A 23,203-nucleotide genomic window follows, 5' to 3' on the forward strand; every position below is an offset into this window, starting at 1 on the left:
ATTAGAAATTCACTACATGATAAACGGCCAAACTCATATATAATTGAGTTTGGCCGTTTCAGTTTTAATTATATTAAAATAATTTCATTCAAATCTTCTTTACAGGTTCTGTTTTATCCCTTACCTATTCCCTACTATGATTGTGTAATTTTATTAGAAACTAATAATTTTTCAATGCACTTCGGTAACATATCTAATAGCGTTTCAAATGCGTAGTTTACATCTAGACGTTCTGTCCATTGATGTGCATCTTTTCCTACCGGCCCCATATTTAATACTGGAACATCAAACTCTTCTAATTCCTGAAGCGGAATTGAATAACCTTTATCCCATAATGGCATATTGTCTACAAGCGAACTCATTGAATCCAGTGGATACTGCAAGCCTACATAACTTAAATCTGAAATCCCCCCAAAATAATTTTGGTTTTCAAATGTAATTTTATGATTGTAGTGTGCATACTTTTCCATTTCTACAACTACCTCTTTTATTAAAGGATTGTTGCGTGAACTCACAGCTGGATAGTACGGCGGAGCGAAGAAAAGTACAATCATCGGTGCCTTTTCTTTACATAAAATCGCTAATTTATCTACTAAATCAATGGTTACCGCACGATCATCTTTATCTCCTCTATTTTTTATAATATTAGATTGAATATGATTTATTTTTTCTCGTCCATGTTGCTCAATTGCATATGTGATAAGCTCTTCATAAGTTAATACATTTACTTTGAGATTAGGTGGTATAAATGGATTATATTTAGAAAAACGATATGCATGTTTTTCATACGACTCTTCTATTTTCTCTGCTACTTTCGTTACTTTTTGACGTAACAATGAAACTACATCTGTCATTGATTTTTCTAATAAAAACAAATTAAATAATGTAACTGCACGATGCGGAATTTGTACAGAATAATCCTCTTTTAAGTCCCTTTGAAGTAAGTTAGTTGGCGGAGGACTCGCTTCCCCTTCTACAATATCACAAAGGTCTGTGTTTAACTCTAATTCTGCTGTTATTAATGAAGCCATATAACTCCCATTTAACCCTGCAAAAGGTTCACCTACATGTGTCTCTTTTCCGTAGCAAAGAAAACCAGGTAACACTTTACCAATAGAGCCAGTGTAAATATACTTATTTTGGTCACCAGGATGTCTTGAAAACATAGGCTCTGAGTTTAGTACCGTTTTATACTCTAAATCATGTTCTCTTGCTAACTCTAGTAATCTTGGAACAGCAGCTCTCATCCCTACAGAGTTTACTTCTTCATCTGGTACAGCCAATAAAAGAACATTCCCATCAAATCTTTCTTCGCAAGCTTGCTCAATCATTGCCATTTGTAATGCGAGGCCGCATTTCATATCCATTGTTCCTCTACCAAACAGCCATTCTCCATGTTCTATATCTTCACGTACATGGTCTGGAAGTTCATCTTTATGAGAATAAAACATAGATGTTAACTTTTTAGGATTAAATGCATCTTCTTTCCACATTCCGTAATCTTGTACATCTACAACATCAAAGTGACTTACTAGAATTACAGTATTTTTTGTACTATCGCTTTTCTTTACTAGTGCTGTAACAAAATATCGTCCGTCCCCTGTCGGATTTTTTTGCAAATGGTGCGGGTTTTGTTTGAAATACTGTAAGTCAGATAATTGTTCCACAACAAAGTCTGGCAATATTACTTCAGCTTCTGAACCGGTAATACTAGGAATTTCAACAAGACTGCTTAATAATTGAACCAATTGTTCTTTTGATTGCCACTTTGACATATAAATCCCCCTATTTTCCGCATTATGAAAACTAATTCCAGTATATGAATAAAAAATGACGACAGCTATCAAAATTATAGTTCTGATGTACTGCCGATTTTTATTGATATTTCATGAGCCGCTTGTTTTACCTTGCTAATAAGAAAAGATAGTCGATCATCATTAATACGATGACTAATTAACCCAACACTTAATGCTCCTACTACTTTATGATTAAATCCGATAATAGGTGCAGCTACTGAAGCTGTCCCTTCTGTTTTTTCACCATAACTGACAGCATATCCTTCATTTTTTATTTGCTTTATTTGATTAAGAAGAATTTGCTTTTGTTCTGGTAATGAAGGAAGTAAATACTCTACAATATGTTCCATTTCATTCGTTTTCATATTGGCAAGCATCGTTTTATTTGCAGCACCAATTGAAAGTGGAATTTGTTCTCCTAGATTATCGATAACTCGAATTTTTAAAGGACTATCAATTCTTTCAATGATAATAGAATGTGTTCCGTTTGGAATATTCAAATAGACACTTTCTTCCACTTCAGAAGCCAAACGTTTCATCACTTCTCTTGCAACAGATCTATAGTCTACCTTCTCCAATTGACGCAACCCTATTTCCATCCACATTGGTCCAATTTTGTACTGTTTTGTCTCTGTAATTTGTGTAACTAACCCATGCTCCATTAGAGAGTTAAGTAATCTATGTACTGTACTAACCGGGAGATGTGTTCCATCGGCTATATCAGAAATAGCCCAATACTCTTTTTCATTTGTAGAATTCAATAATTTAATAATACTTATCGCTCGATCAATGGACTGTACCATAACTCGCCTCAACTTTACTCGTAATATGTTAGTACGCTTAATTAACTATCAATTTAGCAAACATTCGAAATGAAATCAATCTATTTATTTAATTTTCTAACAATAAAAACATATCACTAACAACGAATTGAAAACGCAAACAAAAAAATATTGACTTTTCTTTTTAATTATCTGAAAATTATAACAAGATTTCACATCACGGAATACATTCCATAATACGGAAAAACATCAAACGTTATTCTATCAACTACGAAAGTGAGGAAAACAATGGCGCAAGTAAGCAATACAAACAATGAATTAAAACGTACGATGAAAAGTAGACACTTATTCATGATTGCACTCGGTGGTGTGATTGGAACCGGGTTATTTAACGGATCTGGCTTTATTATAAGTCAGGCTGGACCTGGTGGATCCGTACTTGCCTTTATTGCTGGTGGATTATTAATGTATTTCGTTATGCTATGTCTTGGTGAACTTGCTGTAGCCATGCCTGTTTCAGGTTCTTTTCAGGAATATGCTACTAAATTCATCAATCCTGCAACTGGCTTTACAATCGGATGGTTGTATTGGTTAAGCTGGGCGAATACGACCGGTCTTGAATTTACAACTGCCGGTATTACAATGCAGCGCTGGTTTCCTGATATTCCTGTTTGGGTTTGGTGTTTAATATTTGGCGTTACCATCTTCACTATTAACGCATTATCTGCTCGTAGTTATGCAGAAACAGAATTTTGGTTTTCAAGTATAAAAGTATCTGCCATTATAGCTTTTATAATTCTTGGTGGCGCCGCTATGTTCGGTTTTATTGATTTAAAAGGCGATGAACCAGCTCCACTTCTTTCAAATTTCGTAAATCATGGTGGTTTATTTCCGAATGGACTTGCAGCTATTCTATTAACAATGGTTACAGTCAATTATTCCTTCCAAGGTACAGAGCTTGTCGGAATCGCAGCAGGTGAAAGTGAAGATCCAGCAAAAACTTTACCTCGTTCTATTAGAAATATTATATGGCGCACAATGTTTTTCTTCGTCTTAGCAATCTTTGTTCTTGTTGCTTTAATTCCTTGGGAAGAAGCTGGATTAACAAAGAGTCCATTCGTTGCTGTTTTTGATAATATCGGTATTCCATATGCAGCTGATATTATGAACTTTGTTATTCTTACTGCTGTTCTTTCTGTCGCAAACTCAGGACTATACGCTGCTACTCGAATGCTTTGGTCTTTATCAAAAAACGAAATGGCTCCAGCATTTTTAAAGAAATTATCATCACGTGGGATTCCTCTCAACGCTTTAATCATGACAATAGCTATTTCTGCTTTTTCTCTTTTGACAAGTGTAGTAGCTGCTGAAACTGTTTACTTGTGGCTCATTTCAATTTCCGGAGTCATTACCATTATTGTTTGGATGTCAATTTGTGTTTCTCAATTCTTTTTCCGCAAACATTATTTAGCAGACGGCGGAAAATTAGAAGACTTAAAATTTAAAACGCCACTTTATCCACTCGTACCAATTCTTGGTTTTGGATTGTATGGCATTATATTAATCAGTCTTATTTTTATCCCAGAACAACGACTTGGAATCTATTGCACTGTCCCATTTATCATCTTTTGCTACACTTACTATCACTTTAAAGTTAAGAAAAGAAATTCTACTAACACTCATAGTGAAACTAAAATTAGCGAGACTTCGTAATATTTGACTATACATAAAAGACTACACATGGCGTTTCACTTCATGTGTGGTCTTTTTTCATCATTTTAATATGATTTCATCTGAATTTAATGAATATATCCCCTTTCCTACAAAAGTAGTAGAGTGTTCATTTAAACACTTACTACCTCAGTGGGATTTATCACATTCCAATTTCAATATAATAGTAAATAGGTATATCGGATATAGATGTACATTACTAGGCTTATACATATTTCAACTTTAGAATTATATTCACTATTGAATTGGTAGTTACCAATAAAGAAAGAAAGAAAGGAATGATCATAATAATACAGAACATATACGAAACTCATTTACATGTAAGAAATTTAGAGAAGGCAATAAATTTCTATCAAAACAAGCTAGGATTAACGTTAGCAAGAAAACTCTCCAAAAGAAGAGTGGCTTTCTTTTGGGTCGGAGAAAATAAACAACAAATGCTTGGACTATGGGAAGTACATAACATTGAAGACTTTGAGCCGAGACATTTTGCTTTTGGTGTAAATTTAGAGTTTTTAATGACTTCTAAAGCGTGGCTAGAGGAACGTGGAATAGCAGTGATAGGAAGTCAAGGAAAAGGAAATCAAGAGCCAATTGTCCAAAGGTGAATGCCTGCTGCAAGTGTATACTTTCTAGATTGTGATGGAAACAAATTAGAATTCATTTCTATGTTACATGAGAATCCAGATGAATTAGAATATGCGTCCTATTTAAGTGTATGGAATGCGGAACACCAAGAAAAATGAATGGAATTTTCGTTCAAGTCTTTTCTTATTTTTGGATATAATGTTGTACGATCCCCCCTTTTACTATGAATTTGTTAACATAATGCATTTACTGTCATCTTATATTTGTACTTACGTACGAGCAATTCCTAATCTGCTTCAATTACAATTTGAATTATGTAAATTTTCCTCTTATCTGGTCTGGCATCTACTCTTTAAACACAAACTCCCCTTAAATCGAAAATGATTAAGGGGAGTTTTATATACGATGCAATTATAGTTCAGATTTCACTCGAACAGAAACATTATTTTTAATTATATTTTTGACATCTTTAAAGCTAACAAAATTGTTACTTTTCTCATCCCAAAGACGGAAACGTAGTGATTGTAAGCTTGTAGCAAGCGTAATCGTTGGTACATTTTTTAACGGAAGCGTATTATTGTGTGCCTCTTCTAGTTTATAGTTAGGTACCCTTGGGCTTAAATGGTGAACATGATGGAATCCAATATTACCAGTTAAGAATTGCAAAATTTTAGGAAGCTTATAAAAAGAACTTCCTTCCACTGCCGCTTTCACATATTCCCAATCTTTATCCTCTTCAAAATAAGAATCTTCAAATGTGTGCTGTACGTAAAACAGCCAAATCCCTACTGAACCTGCTATTAAGAATATAGTACCATGTACTAACAGAAACGATTGCCACCCAATTGCCCAGCAAAGTATAGCTACTACAGCAACAATTATAATATTCGTCAAATAAGTATTCATACGTTCTTTCTGCCTTGCACCTTTTCGGTTAAATCTATTTTTAAGCAAGAAAACATAAATCGGACCTAATCCAAACATAACGAATGGATTGCGATATAAGCGATATGCTAAACGAAGTCTAAATGGTGCAGCTACATATTCATCAACTGTAAGCGTCCAAATATCCCCTGTACCCCTCTTATCCAAATTACCACTCGTAGCGTGGTGAATAGAATGTTCATGCCCCCACTGATCAAATGGGAATAATGTTAAAACACCCATACACGTTCCAACTATTCTATTTGCACGTCGACTTTTAAAGAACGAATAATGGGTGCAATCATGAAAAATAATGAAAATTCTTGTCATAAATCCAGCGGCTAACAGTGCTGGAACTAATGTTAACCAATAAGAAACTGACAAACTTTTATAAGCAAGGTACCATAAAATAATAAATGGCACGATTGTGTTGATCAGTTGCCAAACACTTTTTTTAATCGTTGATTTTTCAAAAGGAGCAACTTGTTTTTTTAAATTTTTAGTATTTTCTAAGGTCATTGTTCTAATTCCTTTCCTTTTTGTTGCTAATTCATATTATAGCACACTATTAGTATCAGGTGTTAAAAGTAGCTATAATAAATATTATATACTATGAAAATCTCTTTTTTCTTACTCATTACTTACAAATTACTTACGCCCAAAATAGCTTCTATAATTGGACAGGCGGAGTATTTTATTTATAAAAGAAACTTCGAATTTTTCCAATAAGTACATAAAAAAACAGCAAGTTTTTTCACAAGAAGAAAAAAGCTGCGATAAGTCAGTTTCACCGACTTATCGCAGCTCCTCTTCGTTTTACCTTATTTTATCGATGAAGCCACACTGCACCTGCAGACTTGTCTTCAGCTTGGCCTACCACTTCAAACTTCAGTCCTAGTTTCGGTAACTTACGTCCTGCATCAGGAATAATGCTGTTGATGTATTGCTTAGAATCATCAAATTTTGCCACTCCTGGTAATCCTTTATAATCGAAGATACCGCGAGTTGGTGAATTTACTTTCCATGCTGGTGTTTGATCAAATGAGAATGCCGCATCGGCAATTTGGTAACGCGTACTGCTCTTCACAGTAGGTTGTCCGTTTAATGTCCCTACAATTGCCTCTGGATGAGAATCTACTACTCCTAAGAACCCTTCACCTGGATGAACGCCTACCCAGTTATCTGTAAAGCTTTGATCCGCATACCATACAACCATTCCTGTATTAAATACTGGACCACGTGCATGTTGTAACGCAGTGTCAGAACCAGCGTAATTTCTCCACTCTACATAGTAATTATGTTTTTTCTGTTCAAATCCGTTAGACACAGTAAAGCCTTTTAACGTCATTGCTGGCTGACCTTCTGCATCATCAGAGAAAACAACTTTTCCATCTACAGTTAATGCTGCATTATCTAACGCAAACCCTTTATAAGCTACTGCAATATCTGTTAAGTACTCAAATTGCAGTTTTACTTTTTTTCCTTTGAATTGGCTTAAATCGTATGATTTATCAACCCACTTACCATCAGTTGTATCCGCGCCGCCTTTTACATCTTTTTCGCCCATTCTATCAATGCGTGTCTTCGTTCCATCTTCTGCAATCGCATATACGTCAAGGAAATCATACTTCGCTTCAAGTTCGTAAAATGCCTTATAATCGAACTTAGCATCCTTTGCATTTGTTAAGTCAAATACTGGTGTCTCAAGTGTTGTATGAATGTCATTTCCTTTTGTACTGTAATAGAACTTCTTACCAAACGCTGATTCGATATTTTTTATATCTTTGTCCGGCAAGTTAACACGAACGATTCCAGGTCGTTTAGATTTTGTAGTACTTTGATCTACATATGTCGCAACACCGATTCCTTTGCTAAGTTTGTCATAATCTACTTCAAGGATATTCGCCCAGTTCCCCTTCATATTCTTTTGGAAAAATTCTTTATTTTGTGGTGAGAAACTCGTTGGCTCTGTTCCTGCAATTTTTCCAGCCCAGCTACCACCACTCATAATAGACCATGACTCAACAGGTTCACCTTGTCCTGAGTACTTTGTATCATATTCATCTGGTAAGCCTAAATCATGGCCATACTCATGTGCAAACACACCAACTGCCCCGTCTTCAGGCTCGATTGTATAATCATATGCAGCCATCTTTCCGCCCCAGTTCGAAACAGAAGATTTCGTGCCATCAATTGCATATGGTTTTGAACCTAGTTTTGAACGATGTGACCAAATCGCATCATCTTTCAATTTACCGCCGCCAGCTTCTTGACCAACGCCAGCATGTACAACCATTAAATGATCAATAATGCCATCTGGCTCATTTTTATTTCCATCACCATCTTGATCGTATTGATCAAATTGGTCATAGTCTGCTAAATTGACTCCTTTTGCTACCGCTGCTTTTAATGCTTCTTTCACAAAATCTTTTGGTCCTAAAGGCCCCTTGTTATCATGCCCAGTACCTGCATCAGCACCATAATCTGATGCTTTTCCTGGAACAGTAAGCCATTCTGTTACAGTCCCATCAACTGTGTAGCTACCACCAGATTGTTCTTCATAATATTGCTTAAATGTGTTAATCTTCGATCCATCAAATAAAGTAAATGGTTCATCACCAAATAACATTTTTTGATAATGTTCACGATTAAAGTCTTTAGAATACATGTATCCTGGCTCTTGATCAATATTGTTATGCTTAAAATCGCTAAATTCTACAAGTAAAACAAGTACTTTATCTTTTCGAACAGCTCCATTGTATTCTTCTTGCTTCGCTGATGTAGTAGGTACTTTTCCATTTAATTTCCCAGGGTTCAATGCTGCACCTTGTCCAGCTACCGGGCCTACTTCAGGCTGCTGCGCCTGTTCATTTTCCTTCATTTTTGCATCTTTTACTTTTTTCATAAAATCAGAAGCTTCTTGCGTAAGACTATCTCCTGTTAAGATTTCTTTCCCAGGGTTTTCCCCTTTCTTTTTCTCAACATATTTTTCGACAGCCTTTGACGTCTCAGCTTGCGATGCAGATTGATCAATTACCCCCCGTTGTTTTAGGGCTTCAGCCAAACGCTCCTCCGGTATTAAGTGCTCATCTATTGGTAGAGATGATGTTGGTGTCTCAGCATACGCTGCGTGACCTCCAAAAGCAAACGTACTACTTAGTACTGCTGCTGTTGTTAATACCGCTAATGGTTTTAATTTCTTTTTCTTTTTCAATGTATTTCCTCCCCAGTGTCTGCAAATTATCGTTTTTTGCCGATAACAACATAATATTCGTTATAATACGAATATTCAATCTTTTTCAACAAATAAAATGTTGAGAAATATTTTTTATGCAGGGTGAAATACATAAGATAGAAAAACAAACTCACCTATAAATAACAGTGAACTTTTTTAGTAAAAATAAGAATTAAATATTTTCTATACTACTTAATCTATGGGTTACCATATTACTCACTAATCTCATTATTACAAGCTAATAGTGGTTCGTACATCATTATAGCGTGATTCTCTGTTACATATTGATCTTCTATTAACTGTTTCTGTAGATTATATACTTTACGTTGAATCACATTATGTCGTATATAACCGCCCCAGTATGCAGGTTGAATTGAGTGTTCTTTCTCATACACTTCATATTGATAAAGTTGCGGATAGACTGTTCTCCATTCACCAACTAAATGTTCATCTGTCATATAAAGGTGAAGTTGATACGGTTGATCCGTTTCATTTTTAATTTGTAAATCCAAATAGTTATAGGAACAAGTTGCCCCACTCCCAAACGGTTGAGTTCGCCTAGAATCAGGAAAGACATCAAAGCTATGACGATATCGTTCGGTTACTGTCAGTGGTGTATGTAGAGTCATCCAATATATTAAATTTGAAAGCTGACAAAGACCTCCTCCAATACCTGATTGAAAAGATCCGTAGTGTAATACCATACCTTCTACATACCCTTTTTTCCTCGTTGGCTTACCTATTAAACGCCAGTAAGAAAATGTTTCTCCCGGTCTAATGACGATACCATTTAGTTTTTTAACAGCAATTTTCAAATTAACAACCTTATTCTGTTGATACCACATATCTACATCTTTAAGCTTACGAAGTAATATTGTTTGGTGCTGAATTGCTGTACAAGGTAGCTTTTCTTGTTGGAACCTTTTTGCATATGTTTTTCCGTCTGCTAACCACTGAATGTGCCTCTTTGTAGAGTAATACCACTTACCTAGCATAATGCGATACTTAGACCGCTGTTTAGGACGTAAGTGCACTATATTCATTTTATTCCCTCTCTCTTTCTTCAACTAAATTCTAATATATTTCTAATTCAATAAATTACAGTTTTCTTAACTGCATAATAATTTCCGCAAAAAAATAATAAATTTACTCTAGTGGAGATTTTATTTTGATGATTGCTTTATAATTATATAAAACTGAGCTTCAATACAATAAATTGAAATAAACACATTATAAATATAACGGATAACCTTAAATAAAAAATAATGAACATTAAAGAAATTCTAAAGTATTAATATATTTTTCGTAAATATTAATTGATAACCCATTAGACTTTACTATATGTATAACTTCTTATTCTACAAAACGAAATTTTTTAATGTAAGAAAAAACTATACTTTCCCTTTAACATTGATACCAGTCTCATATGGAAAACTTTACAAAACAATTCGAACACTTGCATTTAGAATAAACACAAAAAATTGCCACCAGTTAGCTTAACTGGTTGGCAATTTTTTAACGAGAATGCTTTACAAATAGTTGAATTGCTTCTTCTGGTACATAGCACTTTCCATTACTCTCTACAATAATACTTCTTAATTCATACCCTTTACCATTGATACGAATTATATTTTTGTTACCAAATAATTGTGCTTCTACTTTATTATGTTTTACTACGAGTAACGGGTTTGCTCCTTCGGTTTTGTTGGCTGTTACAGTTGCACCGATCTTCTTAAAGGCTTGTTCACTCTCTAAAAATATTTTATTCGTTACTTCTTCTAAGTTAAAGCCCATCGCTTTCGCCATCGTCTTCGCAATGTCTGTATTTTGGATTAAGCCTTCTGGTTTTTGAGGTCCATAAGAATGTAAGAATACATCCTCACCTGTATGTCCTCCTGTCGTAAAGCCGATATTTGCACGATTAGCCAATAATGTAGTAAGAATTCGTCCTACATCCATTTTCTTTTTTGCCGCTTTTAATTTTTCTTTTTCATCATGAGTTAGATTATCCAAACCGTATAGTTTAGCTACATCTTCTACATTTGATAAATCAGATTTCAGTTTATTTATAGTTCCTTCAAGTGTCATTTTCGCCTTTTTCAATGGATCAATGTATGCAGAAACCGGTGTAGTATTGTATCCTTTTGTCGTATTCCTATTCCCTATAGAGATGCCGCTGTTACCATGATCAGTTAAAGCGATGAGCATCGTATCCCCATCTTTCTTCGCAAATTGTAACGCCTTTGCTACCGCTTCATCAAATGCCAATATATCACTAATCATCCCAATTGGATCATTAGCATGGGCTGCCCAATCAGGCTTACTACCTTCTATGAATAAAAAGAAACCATCTTTATCTTTTGATAATGTTTGAATTGCTTTTTCTGTCATTTGAGAAAGTGTTGGTTGTTCTGGGTTTGTTGCTATACGATCCGTATCAAACGCAAGAGCATGATGTGAGAAAGAGCCCCAAATTTTATTAGATTTGGAGTTCAATAACGCATCTTTCGTTTCAACAAAATCGTATCCTTTGTTTTGAATCACCTTTACTAAATTTTCACCATCTTTTCGGATTCCATTACTTTTCATAGGTAACAGCGCCGCTTTTCCCCCGCCTAATACGACATCTATATTTTGATATACTTGCTGCTTCGCAATTACGTCAAATTGCTTGCGATTGACATGGTGAGCCGAGAATCCCGCCGGAGTAGCATGCTGAATTTCAGATGTAGCAACAATTCCAGTTGCACGGCCAGTACGTTTTGCACCTTCCAATACGTTTGCGACCGGCCGTAACTTGTCCTCTTCTTTTATTGGCTTTAAGCTAGGCGAACTTACAATAGAAGGTAGTACGCCTACATATCCTGAATTCGATTTATTTCCAGTTGCTAATGCTGTTGCTGCTGGCGCTGAGTCTGTAATAGCTGATTCCGCCGAAAACGTACGAACTCCTCCTGTTACAATTTGATCTAACGTAAGCGGTGCCCCTTTATACCAGCGAGCCAATGTTGTCGCCGTTGAACTCGTTCCGTCCATAACCATCATAATTATATTTTTAGGCTGATGTTCTACTTTTTTCACCTTAGCTTTGGCCGCATGATAATTCATCATACTTTCCATACTTAATACGCTTACTATTATAGCTGCCACTAATAGCAACTTTTTCATCTTCACACCATAATTCAACATGATTGTTCCTCCATAAACTTTGCATTCATTTAAATACACACTATTTCCTTTTCCATACCAAAACCTACATATGTTTTATTAGTTCCCAATTCTCATAAAGCTAACAATAGTTACTTTCCCTTTCTTTCCTTTATTAAATATCGGTATGTATCATCTATCTTATAAAAAAGATTTAACACCCTTTTCATTAATTACTTGTTTAACAATAAATCCTCGATCAAAAGAAATAAAAATTTATTGTTAAACAATAAATTTCGTGTTAAATTAATAAGATATTAAATAAATGAGGTGCTTTTTATGAAACAAGGATCCACACTCTTTTTAAAGACCGTTGTGATTCTGATCGGAATCCCCGTTCTTGCTATGTGCATTTTTTTAGTCCCTAAAATAGGAGCTTTCGCTGCAGAATTATATCCAGATATTGCATATATTAAATATCTTGTATTTATCAATTTATATGCAACAGCAATACCTTATTACTTCGCACTGTACCAAACATTTAAGCTTTTAAACTATATTGATAAAAATAACGCATTCTCAGAGTTATCTGTTCAAGCTTTAAAAAATATTAAGTACAGCGCATTGGCAATTAGTGTATTATATGTATTAGATATGCCACTTTTCTATCTCGTGGCAGAGAGAGATGACGCCCCTGGCATTATTATTATCGGAATGATTATGATTTTTGCTTCAATGGTAATCGCGGTCTTTGCTGCCGTTCTCCAAAGACTATTAAAAGATGCTATAGATATAAAATCAGAAAATGATTTAACGGTCTGAGGTGAATAATATGGCAATTATTATTAATATTGATGTAATGTTAGCGAAAAGAAAAATGAGTGTAACAGAGCTTTCGGAGAAGGTTGGAATTACAATGGCTAACCTTTCTATCTTGAAAAATGGAAAAGCAAAAGCAGTCCGTTTTTCAACTTTAGAAGCAATATGTAAAGCATTAGAATGCCAACCGGGGGATATTTTAGAATATCAACCTGAAGATACCGAGTAAAAAGAGTCCTTCATACGAGAAGGACTCTTTTTATTACACATTACGGTGCAAAACTAATTTGACCAGTAAACAATAGGATAATTGCTATGATCCAAAATATAAAAAATGATGAGGACAGTATTAATGAAAGAATAGCAATTCCCTTCTTCTCTGTTCTTTTCGTCATTGTGATTATTGAAAGTATGATCCCTACACCTGTCAGGGCAATTGTAATATAATCTCCAACTATATTACCTGCATTGGCTATCCTTGTTGGCGTTATAAAAACGAATAGAAAACACAAAATGCCGATGAGTAAAGATACATAGCTTATTATACTGTACTTCTTTTTAGGAACTATTTCAGTTTTCATACTAACCCCACCCCTTCTATATAGCTATGAGTTTATATTAGCATGAATAACCATAATTTAGTTATGATAAAAAGCAGATAAAACGGCCACTATCACTTTATCTGTCTATTTCTATCTAACAACTAACCTGACTATTTCTTTACTAAAGATATACAATCATTCTTTAATCCACGGCAATTGGTATATAATAGCTCTAAAAAATAAAGACTGTACCTTTAAAATGAAAGATACAGTCTTTATTAATAACTTTTTTTATAAAGAAAACTCTCTATCACTCACTACCTTAAAAAACTCCGAGTAATGTGATAAAGAATAATCCGCTACATCACAATTACCTTGAAACATACATGTTGAAATACCTAATTCTTTTGCAGGTAATAAATCTAATTCTCTATCTCCAATAGCTAAATCAATATTGTATTTTTTATGCAGATGATTATAAGCTAAAGAGTTTGGCTTTCGAGGAAAGCCATCGTCAATTGTAACCATATCTACGAAGTATTTTTCCCAGCCGTAATATTTTAAAATGCCCATAACCCCTTCCCTATGTTTATGGGTCATAATCACATTTTTATTTGCAAATTTCAAAACCTCTTCGACACCTGCAAAAGGTTTCATATCTTTTGGCGTGAATTTCTCCTTCAAAACTTTAATCTTTTCTTCCTGCTCGCATGAAATATTATAATACTGAATTGCATGAGAGTATGATATTTTTAAGTTTTTGTATATTTCTTGTTTTTCTACTGAGTCACCTAATATTTCAGAAAGCATCATTGTATATGCAGGATACGTATCAAATAACGTCCCATCAAAATCCCATAAAATATTCATTCTATTCACCTTCTATTTTCAAATCATTCAATGACTAAATCCGCCCTATCCCTCGGCAATTCCGTTTTTAAGTAATAATCCTCTGCTTTCCAATACCTATTTTCAAACTTTGAAAGGTTTTTCTGCGTTTTTTCACTCTCACGTAGAAACCTTGTCTCTCTTGGACAGTCCAAATAGACCATATAATGAAAAAAATCTCTCCATTCTTTTCGCTGCAGAAAAACTCCTTCAATAACAATTACGCCTACAATAGGAATCTATACTTTTTCCATTTCACATATATCTGTTTCTTCATGAAAGAAAGGTAATTTCAATTTTGTTTCATGTTGTAGCTTTTGAAAAAATTTCCGCCTTAGCCATTCAATGTCCCATTGTAAATAATAATACTCATACCATTCTTCATATCCAGTATGATATCGTTTATTACGCTCCACTATATGATCATCAATATGGAAAATACGAAACGGAATGCCTTCTTGTTTCATATTTTCTTTTAAATTGGCTACGAATGTTGTTTTTCCAGATCGACTTAAACCATCTATACCTAAAATGAATCTATTTTCCCTATGCTTCTTCATAATCGTTATAAGTTCGTTTGTACTCATTACTTCTTCCACTCTTCTTTTAATAAAGAATATAAAATGGTATCATGAGCAACTCCATTTTGAATCATATGTTTTCGAAGGAATCCTTCTTCTTGAAATCCTGCTTTTATTAATAACTTTTGAGAAGCATTATTTTCTACATATACAATCGCTGCGATTCTTATTAGTTGCAGTATTTCAAATCCGTAAGCTAAAATTGCTTGTAATGCTTCCAATGCATATCCTTGTCCCCAATATGTATCATCTAATTCATAACCAATTTCAGCTCGTTTATGATGATTATTAATTAAATGAAATCCGCACGTTCCGATTAATTGGCCCGTCCCTTTTTTCTCGACTCCCCAGCGAAATACACTGCCCTCTTCATAACGATTTTTGAACGTTTGAATCGTTGTTTTCGCTTGCTCAATATTTTGGAAAGAATCCATTCCGAAATAACGTATAACTGATTCTTTCGAAAAATATTGGAACATCGTTTCTGCATCTAATAGTGTAAGTTCTCTTAAGAATAAACGTTCTGTTTCTAGTTTCGGAAATCCCATCTCTCTTTCTCCCTCTATTCTAATGAACTGCAAATTTCAATATAATTTCCATCTGGATCAGCAATGTAGGCAATTGTTTGTCCCCACGGTTTTACAATTGGCTCCACTAAAATTTTTATACCTTGCTCTCTAAATTGCTCAATCGTTTCTTGTACATTCTCAACAACGAATCCTAACTCGAAATGAGAAGACTGTAATTCACCTTCTGTAAGCGGTAATCCTGTTAATTCTTTCACATCTTGCCGCGTATTCATCGCTAAAATGGTAGTTCCAGTATTAAATTCAATATATGTTCCGTGCTCTGCTTTTATAGGTAACTGTAAAATATCTTTATAGAACTTTAAACATTCCTCAAACTTTTCTACATATAAAATGATGTACTTCATTTTCAAATTCATTTTACATCCCCCTTTGTATCTATCCCTAAAATTTCGACAAAAGTCTCATAAAAACCTTGTTCCTTGTAGTAATGAGCAAAAAAAATGAGGCCGATTTCTCGGCCCCCCAGCTTATTGGCATAAAACAGGAGATTTGGTTTGGACATAACCAGTTCGTACTTTTATTATATTTTATTTTTTCTGAATTTTAAATACATTAAACACCTATTTATATTGAGAAAGTTTTTTGCTTGCATAAAATTAAAGATTTTAAGAAATGATACAAATGGAGGTGTATACATATGGAACCAATGCTATGTCCAAGTTGTAAAACGAACCGTACTCGCTTTAATATTCTTGAGCAACAAGTAAAACCAGTCAAAATAAATCCACAAACTGGTCAAGTGGAAGAAGAATACACAAATGAAACGATGAATGCTTTTCATATGGCTTATCAAGGACCTACATACCGTGTCCAATGTGCTGTATGCGGACTTGTTGAAAACCCTGAACAATTTATTAAACCTGCGCAAAATCAGTCTTTCTAATAAAAATATGATTATCCCTTGTAGAAATAGATTTTTCTATAAGGGATTTTTTCGTTTAATACGTTAATTAAAAATGTATTTCTTCCTTATTATATTTTAAATTCCACACCATTTTAGTAATATTTATATAAGGGAGGTGAAACAAATGATTTTAAATAAAAAGATAATGCTTCCATCAACATTTCTACTATTAACTTGTCACATAATCATCTTTTACTTTTGGATTTCCGATTGGAAGAAAATCTCGAGTTCTTACGGTTTAGCTATATGGATACTTTCTACTATTTGTGGTCTTTTACTTTATTTCCTTTATAAAAAACAAAAATCTAATAAAGTGATATTCATTGCTAGTTCGTTATTATTAATTACTTCTTCATTTATGATTTTTTTAGGTATTGTTACTGGTATCATCTTTGTAACTGTTAGTTCTATGCCTTAAATATACAATATTTTATTATATAAAAAATACCTAACAAAACAAGGATATATAGAAATTAAAGAAGATGATTTCCATTCAATATACAACCATCTTCTTTAATAAACCCAATCTTTGTTACAATATTTCATTTTTTAACTTTTTAATCTTCCAATATACATTAATAAATATATATAAATACATACAACCTATAAATCCTATCATGCCTTTAAATATATAAGGAATTCTAGATTCTGATGGTCCAAGAAAACATAAGTAAAGCGCTGGCATTATTGTTACAAACATAATTACAAAAAACTGTAACAACTCAGTAAGTTTTTGTATCCTCGTTTCCTTCTCTGAATATATATCAGGTAACTCATTTTCCTCTTCTACTTCTTTACAAAAGTAATTCCACTTCGCAAAACTCGTTACATGTTTCCAGCCACACATTTCATATATTTGGATATATTCTTTTTGTTTTTCTGTCGAATCTTTATACTCTAATCTAAAGTCTGCTTTATATACTACATCTTTCGGCTCAGTTTTCTTAAACGTATACATTACGTTATACTTTTGTAACGCCCAGCCTTGTTGATGCATTTTACGTAAATACGCTTCTTCTTTTTCTAAGCTCCATACTGCGAAAGGTTTGAATATCTTCTTTGTCTCCATCTCTCATTCACTCCCCTAATATACTATTTCCATTCCTTACAGATCTCTGCAATCTGTTATACTCGAGCTCTAACACTTCTCTCCCAAACGGCGTTAACTCATAGCACTTCTTTCTGTCTGTAGAGGCAACTTCAACAATTAACTTCTCTTTTAGTAATTTCGTCGTATTTCCATATAAAGTACCAGGGCCGAGCTTTACTTCCCCATTTGTCATCTCTTCTACCATTTGCATAATTCCGTAGCCATGCAACGGCTTCACGAGTGACAATAATATGTAATATGTCGCCTCAGTTAACGGAATATATTTTTGCGCCTTCGCATTCATTATAACTACCTCCGATACATCGATATATGATATATCGACTCACGATACATCATATATCGATATTGTATAATTATATTCCAAAATATGCAAGAGTAATTTAATAATTAAATATCCATTTCTTTGAATTAAAAAATCATACCAATTTTCTGAATAATTTGTTAAAATATAGAAATATTAGCTCTTTTATAATGAAAGGAATGGTACATATGATAAATAAATTGAAAGAAAACATCGGATCTGTGTTTGTTGGTAAAGAAAATGTTATTGATCTACTGCTCGTTTCACTTCTTGCTGATGGACATGTACTACTCGAAGACGTGCCTGGTACTGGGAAAACGTTACTGGCGAAAACCATTTCAAAAAGTATTGGTGGTAGTTTTTCTCGCGTTCAATTTACCCCTGATGTACTTCCAAGTGATGTAACAGGTATTGAATACTTCAACCCAAAAACAAGCGAATTCGAATTAAGAATTGGACCAGTTATGACAAACATTTTGCTAGCAGATGAAATTAACCGTGCAATGCCGAGAACGCAGTCGAGTTTGTTAGAAGCGATGGAAGAACGACAAGTGACGCTGGAGAAGCAGTCAACTCCTCTTCCGAAACCGTTCTTTGTTATTGCGACGCAAAACCCAATTGAATCACAAGGGACTTTCCCTCTTCCAGATGCACAGCTTGATCGCTTTTTAATGACGATTTCAATCGGTCATCCAACTCCTAAAGATGAGTTACAAATGATGCGACGTTTTCGGAACGATTTACCATTAGAAAGTGTCACATCTGTCATCTCATTAGAAGATATTTTAGAAGCTCAAAAACGAGTAAAAGAAATATTTGTTTCGGAACCGTTAGAACATTACATTATTAAACTTGCTCATGCTACAAGAAATCATGATTATATCGCTAACGGTGTAAGCCCACGTGCCACATTAGCTTTAGTACGTGCTGTTCAAGCTTTAGCCTTTTTACGCGGGAGAGAATATTGCACACCAGAAGATATACAATTGTTAGTTCCTTCTGTTTGGAATCACCGTATCGTCTTATCAATGGAAGGTGCCCTGCGTACGACAAAGAATGATATTATGCAAAGTATTTTAAAAGAAGTTGACGTACCTGTGGAGATTGAACAAGCATGAATGGACAGCGTGTTGTAACTGTGCCTTTATTTTTTCAACTCCATATTATTCAACTAACCGTTCCAATCGCATTACTTTTCACATTCTTTTTCCCGCAACGAATGCTTATGTTTCTCTTTTTCTTCTATTATTTATTTGCGATTTTTATTTATAAATATGTCGCTTTCATAGAGAAGAAGTTTCAAATCATAAATGAGAAACAAACTACACGGATTTTTCCTGAGGAATCTGGACAGTTTTTTATTCATTTAAAAAATGGAGCCAGCATACCAATCGTTAATGGCGTTTGTTACTTTCATTTAAATTCGTCCCTTATACCGCATAAAGAGCAAGGCATTGAACAAATATCAAAAACGTTATTCTCTTTCCCATTTTCACAACCTGCACATTCGGCACAAAAATGGGGGTTAACATTAACCGCCACGAAGCGTGGTGTGTTTCAAATTGAACAATTTGAATGTGTATTAAAAGATCCATTTCATCTATTAACTGTACATTTACCTGTTTTTGATAAATTAAGGACTGAAATTATTGTGTATCCTTCTCCTAAAGAAGTAGCAGGTTTGCAAGAACTTCAGCAACTTTTGAATGGATCTTATCGAACGAATTTTTCTTTTTACAATGATGAAACATCTATTATCGGTGTAAAGCGATATGAGCGTGAGTCTTTCCGCTCTATTCATTGGAAGGCATCTGCTAAAATGCAACAATTACAGGCGAAGCAATATGAACCTGTAAAAAATTATAGTTGGACGATTTGTCTTTCTTTAGCTGCCGATCGTGGATTTGGTTGGAAAGATAATGTAGAAGAACTTATTTCATATGCAACATACATTTTCCAGTATGCAACGAAGCACCACATTCCGTTTGAATTGTTTATTAGTGTATTAGCAGAAGGCGGTGCATTACATGTACCGTTAAATGAAGGACAAACACAATATGCAAAAGCTTTAGAAGAATTAGCCCGTATTTCAGATGATAGTACGTTACTTCCGAAACAAGGATTCCTTCATTATGTAAAGAGAAAAAGAGAACGATCGTCTACAATGATATACATTGGTTTACAAAGAAATGAACTCCCTCTTCTCTCGCAGCCAACGTTTCTCATTACTAGTGAAGGGATGGTGGAACCAGTTGAAAACTTGGCTATATCACATTCATGATTTCATTCTGCTCCTTCTGCTTTCATTATTAACAGAAAGAGATGAACTAATTAGTATTGCAATATTTTTAACAACAGGCTATATTGGAGTATTTCTTATTCATAAATTTATGCAGAAAAAAACAACAGGATTTGTAATACTTTTAGTTCTTCAAATCGTTCTTTTCTCTTTATTTTTACCTTTTTCTCTATTTGGCACAATCATATTACCACTATTTTTCTTTATCGTACATGTGGTCGGACCTGGATATCCAGTTCAAAAATCTTTAGGTGGTATTGTATGGTTTGTCGTTTCAGCTATATTTTATGCACCCTTTCCACCGTTGTGGAAACTATTAATGTTAGCCTTGCATCTTATGATTACATTTTGGTTAACCGGGGCAAATCGCAAACAACAACTATTACGTTTTTCTTCTATCATTACGATTGGCTTAATGAGTATATTAATTGTTCAAGTATTTCCTTTCATTCGACTTATTTTTGGTTTTATAACGGAAGTAGTCGCATTAGGCGTCGGCTATGCTTTAATGCCATTAATTAAAGCAGCGGAATTAAAAGATACTGAAGATGTTTGGGCAAATAAAGGACATCTCTTAAAACCAAAAATTGAAGACGGAAAAAAAATTCCTGATTTTGATCCAATACTCATAAATAGCACTACAATAATAGTCTGTACAGCTATCGCTATTTACGTCGTTTGGAAAATAGTAAAAAAACGAAAACATTTAAGTTTACCAAATATGCCCGCCTTCGAATCTACTATCATTACTGATAAAGAAGGAATGAGCCAAAATCGTTTTAAACGAAATAAACCGCCACATAACGAAATTCGGAAGGAAATTTTTAAGCTAGAGAGTAAGTTAACCCCTCCTTTAAATAGAAAACGGGGAGAAACTGTTGAGGCTTGGCTAGAAAGAATAAACGATGAAGAAGATGTAAATATTCAAAGTGATATTATTATAGATACTTATAATACGGTGCGTTATTCAAATAGTGCAAACACTGTACTTCTACATGAATTTAAGGAAGAGATTCATAAGCTTTATGCATATCAAAAAAGTTTGAAGAAACGAAAGAAATAACGTAACAAAAAGACTCCTATATTCATAGGAGTCTTTTTGTACTTCTACGTTGCTTTTTAAATGGAAGCATTCTTCCCTGCTTCAATTTCTAATGACTCTTCATGCCACCAAAGTGTTTCTTCAGGGTCTTCTTTAGCGATTTGGTGTGCTTCTTTTTTCGTTTCTACTGTAGGATATGAACCTTTTAGCGCACGCCCTGAAGTTGTAACGAATAGTACACTAAATACAACTAATCCAATAATACTTACACCTGCTAAATAAAATGCCGGTGCGAGCGGGTTACCAGTTGCATGAACTAAGTATGAACATACAAGCGGTGTTGTTCCACCGAATATCGATACAGAAATATTAAATGAGATCGAAAGTGCTCGATAACGTACATCAGTGAAAAAGAGTGATGGTAATAATGAAGGTAATGTTCCTTCATATACACTTAAGAAGAAACCTAGTACGAAAATACCTGCAAATATAGCTGCAATATGTCCGTTACCTATTAGTAAAAATGCTGGAATTGCAAATACAGTTAAACCAAGTAAACCAATTTGCACAACGCGTTTATTACCAATTTTATCACTTAATTTACCGAAATATAGTGCTAGTGGAATCATAAGTGCCATCGTAATAGAAATAATTAATAAGCCTGTTGTTTCTTCGACTTTAAGTACTTGAGTTAGATAAGAAGGAATATACGAAAGAATCATATAATTTGTAATATTAAAGAAGGCGACAATTACTGTGCTTAATAAGAAGTCTTTTTTGTGATATTTAATAATATCCATGAATGAAAATTGTTCATTGTCTTCAGATTCCTCTTGTGCTTTTTCCATCTCTTCAAAGATTGGAGATTCATCTAGATGACGGCGTAAGTATAAACCGACCAAACCAATTGGTGCAGCTATTAAGAACGGAATACGCCATCCCCAGCTGAGCATTTGCTCATCTGTTAACAATAACGTCAAAATGGTAACAATTACCGATGCAGCAATGTAACCTGAGAGTGTTCCAATTTCAAGACCACTACCGAGTATACCACGCTTTTTATCTGGAGAAGATTCTGCGATATAAACCATTGCTCCTGAATATTCGCCGCCTGTAGAGAAGCCTTGAATCATTCGGGCAACTAAAAGTAGTATTGGTGCCCATACACCAATTTGTTCATAGGTTGGTAGTAATGCGATGAATAATGTAGAAAGTGCCATTAAAATAATAGTAGTACTTAACACGATTTTTCGGCCGTACTTATCTCCTATTCTACCAAAGAATACACCTCCGATTGGTCGAACGAGAAAGGCTGCTGCAAATGTACCGAATGTAAGTACAAGTTGCAATCCACTATTATCAACACCAGAGAAGAATAATTGACTTAAAATTACCGCTAAATACGCGTATAATCCGAAGTCAAACCACTCCATTGCGTTCCCTATACCAGTAGCAATTACTGCTTTCCTGGCTTGTTTAGGATTAACAATATTAACGTCTTGAGGTTCAAAATTTAAATCATTATTTTGTTGCATATAATAAAACAGCTCCTTATTTAATTTAACTTCTTTAAGCACACCTTCTCTTATTGAATAAAATTAATTCGAAGCACTTAAGGAAAAGCAACGTCTCCTTATCTGTTATTATTATTTCACATAATTAATTATTTGTCCAATTAAATGCTCTTTTTATATAAAATTAAACCCTGTTTAACTTGTTATAGAATGACGTTCAGCTTATATAACACATACCTTTACACTACAAATGAAACTTTCATTTATTTATATTTATAACGTTTCTATAATTGCTTCCTTTAACCTAGAAATTAGTAACTTTTACTAAAGATTTGCATATATTTAAAAAGTGAACTCATTAGCTCGAATTTTGTCTTATTACATTCAACTATAGTATTATTATAGATTT

General features: G+C 34.1%; 21 protein-coding genes and 2 pseudogenes. 9 read left to right on the plus strand and 14 right to left on the minus strand.

The genetic code is table 11. From position 1 onward, the window contains the following. Positions 1-134: 134 nt before the first annotated feature. Both ACUN13_RS17025 and ACUN13_RS17030 read right to left on the minus strand, forming a co-directional pair. Positions 135-1,775 carry a M20/M25/M40 family metallo-hydrolase gene (locus ACUN13_RS17025; RefSeq protein ID WP_000049571.1) on the minus strand — a complete coding sequence of 547 codons (1,641 nt, stop codon included), beginning with the start codon at positions 1,773-1,775 and terminating at the stop codon, positions 135-137. Positions 1,776-1,849: 74 nt separating this feature from the next. Continuing rightward, positions 1,850-2,599, minus strand: coding sequence for an IclR family transcriptional regulator (locus tag ACUN13_RS17030; RefSeq protein WP_000250758.1), 750 nt, complete (start codon positions 2,597-2,599; stop codon positions 1,850-1,852). Positions 2,600-2,866: 267 nt separating this feature from the next. Between ACUN13_RS17030 and ACUN13_RS17035 the strand changes: the two genes are divergently transcribed. Further along, positions 2,867-4,291 carry an amino acid permease gene (locus ACUN13_RS17035; protein ID WP_000079991.1) on the plus strand — a complete coding sequence of 475 codons (1,425 nt, stop codon included), beginning with the start codon at positions 2,867-2,869 and terminating at the stop codon, positions 4,289-4,291. 305 nt (positions 4,292-4,596) lie between these two features. Then, a pseudogene (locus tag ACUN13_RS17040) lies at positions 4,597-5,055 on the plus strand (VOC family protein). A gap of 253 nt (positions 5,056-5,308) precedes the next feature. Here ACUN13_RS17040 and ACUN13_RS17045 read toward each other — a convergent pair. The 4 genes from ACUN13_RS17045 to ACUN13_RS17060 form a co-directional block, all read right to left on the minus strand. Further along, positions 5,309-6,340 (minus strand): fatty acid desaturase, encoded by a 1,032-nt coding sequence (locus ACUN13_RS17045; RefSeq protein ID WP_000171504.1) that lies wholly within the window; start codon positions 6,338-6,340, stop codon positions 5,309-5,311. Positions 6,341-6,647: 307 nt separating this feature from the next. Beyond that, positions 6,648-9,035: an immune inhibitor A domain-containing protein gene (locus tag ACUN13_RS17050; protein ID WP_025687455.1), complete on the minus strand. Its 2,388-nt coding sequence runs from the start codon at positions 9,033-9,035 to the stop codon at positions 6,648-6,650. Positions 9,036-9,268: 233 nt separating this feature from the next. Continuing rightward, a complete protein-coding gene (locus tag ACUN13_RS17055; protein WP_001028236.1) occupies positions 9,269-10,099 on the minus strand; it encodes a VanW family protein in 831 nt (276 codons plus the stop codon). Positions 10,100-10,571: 472 nt separating this feature from the next. Continuing rightward, entirely contained in the window at positions 10,572-12,245 is a 1,674-nt protein-coding gene (locus ACUN13_RS17060; protein WP_000935912.1) for an alkaline phosphatase, read from the minus strand. 297 nt (positions 12,246-12,542) lie between these two features. On the opposite strand from ACUN13_RS17060, the gene ACUN13_RS17065 reads away from it, so the two are divergent. Both ACUN13_RS17065 and ACUN13_RS17070 read left to right on the plus strand, forming a co-directional pair. Continuing rightward, on the plus strand, positions 12,543-13,025 hold the full coding sequence (locus tag ACUN13_RS17065) for a DUF2975 domain-containing protein (protein WP_438906182.1): 483 nt from the start codon (positions 12,543-12,545) through the stop codon (positions 13,023-13,025). 10 nt (positions 13,026-13,035) lie between these two features. Then, complete coding sequence (locus ACUN13_RS17070; protein ID WP_000974619.1) at positions 13,036-13,251, plus strand: helix-turn-helix domain-containing protein; 216 nt, start codon at positions 13,036-13,038, stop codon at positions 13,249-13,251. Between the two features lie 40 nt (positions 13,252-13,291). Here ACUN13_RS17070 and ACUN13_RS17075 read toward each other — a convergent pair whose 3' ends face one another. The 5 genes and pseudogenes from ACUN13_RS17075 to ACUN13_RS17095 all read right to left on the minus strand — a co-directional run bounded on the left by ACUN13_RS17075 (position 13,292) and on the right by ACUN13_RS17095 (position 15,979). Beyond that, the gene (locus tag ACUN13_RS17075) at positions 13,292-13,603 is read right to left on the minus strand and encodes a hypothetical protein (RefSeq protein WP_000845558.1); all 312 of its coding nucleotides are present in this window, start codon (positions 13,601-13,603) and stop codon (positions 13,292-13,294) included. Positions 13,604-13,855: 252 nt separating this feature from the next. Further along, positions 13,856-14,434 carry an HAD-IA family hydrolase gene (locus ACUN13_RS17080; RefSeq protein ID WP_001024236.1) on the minus strand — a complete coding sequence of 193 codons (579 nt, stop codon included), beginning with the start codon at positions 14,432-14,434 and terminating at the stop codon, positions 13,856-13,858. Positions 14,435-14,457: 23 nt separating this feature from the next. Then, positions 14,458-15,039 (minus strand): annotated as a pseudogene (locus ACUN13_RS17085) (kinase). Beyond that, positions 15,039-15,581, minus strand: a complete 543-nt coding sequence (locus ACUN13_RS17090) for a GNAT family N-acetyltransferase (RefSeq protein ID WP_000506640.1) — start codon at positions 15,579-15,581, stop codon at positions 15,039-15,041. The pseudogene ACUN13_RS17085 and the gene ACUN13_RS17090 overlap by 1 nt, the downstream one beginning before the upstream one ends. A gap of 14 nt (positions 15,582-15,595) precedes the next feature. Next, positions 15,596-15,979, minus strand: coding sequence for a glyoxalase/bleomycin resistance/dioxygenase family protein (locus tag ACUN13_RS17095; protein ID WP_001049849.1), 384 nt, complete (start codon positions 15,977-15,979; stop codon positions 15,596-15,598). Between the two features lie 281 nt (positions 15,980-16,260). Here ACUN13_RS17095 and ACUN13_RS17100 point away from each other — a divergent pair, with 281 nt between their 5' ends. Beyond that, positions 16,261-16,506, plus strand: coding sequence for a hypothetical protein (locus tag ACUN13_RS17100; protein WP_000433602.1), 246 nt, complete (start codon positions 16,261-16,263; stop codon positions 16,504-16,506). Between the two features lie 145 nt (positions 16,507-16,651). Next, positions 16,652-16,945: a hypothetical protein gene (locus ACUN13_RS17105; protein WP_000602672.1), complete on the plus strand. Its 294-nt coding sequence runs from the start codon at positions 16,652-16,654 to the stop codon at positions 16,943-16,945. 114 nt (positions 16,946-17,059) lie between these two features. Here ACUN13_RS17105 and ACUN13_RS17110 read toward each other — a convergent pair whose 3' ends face one another. After that, positions 17,060-17,596 (minus strand): DUF2812 domain-containing protein, encoded by a 537-nt coding sequence (locus ACUN13_RS17110; RefSeq protein ID WP_000448311.1) that lies wholly within the window; start codon positions 17,594-17,596, stop codon positions 17,060-17,062. A gap of 7 nt (positions 17,597-17,603) precedes the next feature. Continuing rightward, the gene (locus tag ACUN13_RS17115) at positions 17,604-17,921 is read right to left on the minus strand and encodes a PadR family transcriptional regulator (RefSeq protein WP_000991882.1); all 318 of its coding nucleotides are present in this window, start codon (positions 17,919-17,921) and stop codon (positions 17,604-17,606) included. Positions 17,922-18,127: 206 nt separating this feature from the next. On the opposite strand from ACUN13_RS17115, the gene ACUN13_RS17120 reads away from it, so the two are divergent. Genes ACUN13_RS17120 through ACUN13_RS17130 form a run of 3 tightly spaced genes read left to right on the plus strand, consistent with a single transcriptional unit; the run spans position 18,128 to position 21,301 of the window. Then, a complete protein-coding gene (locus tag ACUN13_RS17120; RefSeq protein ID WP_000608784.1) occupies positions 18,128-19,057 on the plus strand; it encodes an AAA family ATPase in 930 nt (309 codons plus the stop codon). Continuing rightward, entirely contained in the window at positions 19,054-20,220 is a 1,167-nt protein-coding gene (locus ACUN13_RS17125; RefSeq protein ID WP_001014398.1) for a DUF58 domain-containing protein, read from the plus strand. Before ACUN13_RS17120 ends, ACUN13_RS17125 begins: the two co-directional genes overlap by 4 nt. After that, positions 20,192-21,301: a DUF4018 domain-containing protein gene (locus tag ACUN13_RS17130; protein WP_000860490.1), complete on the plus strand. Its 1,110-nt coding sequence runs from the start codon at positions 20,192-20,194 to the stop codon at positions 21,299-21,301. The genes ACUN13_RS17125 and ACUN13_RS17130 overlap by 29 nt, the downstream gene beginning before the upstream one ends. 56 nt (positions 21,302-21,357) lie before the next feature. Here ACUN13_RS17130 and ACUN13_RS17135 read toward each other — a convergent pair whose 3' ends face one another. After that, entirely contained in the window at positions 21,358-22,815 is a 1,458-nt protein-coding gene (locus ACUN13_RS17135) for an MFS transporter (protein ID WP_001186926.1), read from the minus strand. Positions 22,816-23,203 lie beyond the last annotated feature (388 nt).

The sequence above is a fragment of the Bacillus cereus group sp. Bce041 genome, from assembly GCF_052646455.1.